This window comes from Psychrobacter sp. CAL346-MNA-CIBAN-0220, from assembly GCF_040309805.1.
Taxonomy (GTDB): domain Bacteria; phylum Pseudomonadota; class Gammaproteobacteria; order Pseudomonadales; family Moraxellaceae; genus Psychrobacter.
In genome coordinates this window covers 1-267 of sequence record NZ_JBEOPF010000343.1, presented here as the reverse complement: position 1 = coordinate 267, position 267 = coordinate 1, and the positions used below count along the sequence as shown (strand labels likewise).

Sequence of the window (267 nt, the reverse complement as noted above, 5' to 3'; positions counted from 1 at the left end):
AAGACGATTTCCACCGGCTGCTCGACGCGCTGACGACCTGCGTGCTGCTGCACGACGCGCACACCAGGGCAATCGTGTGGGCGAATCGCGCCGCGTGCATCGCGCTCGGCTTCTCGGTCGAGGAACTGCTGCCGCTGAAGGCGCCGGACATGACGCGCCCCGAGCCGAAGTACCGTCGCGAGATCGCGGTGAGCGCATGGGATCGTGCGCTCGTCGACGGGCCGCAGGTGTACGAGTGGTGCTATCGCTCGCGTACCGGCGTCGACA

The 267-nt window shown here is 67.8% G+C and carries 1 protein-coding gene; it reads left to right on the top strand.

Annotated features, from left to right (window positions below; all coding sequences use genetic code 11):
- Nucleotides 1–267 (top strand): PAS domain-containing protein (locus AAEY88_RS13910; RefSeq protein WP_350563328.1); only part of this gene is annotated, 267 nt, incomplete at both ends.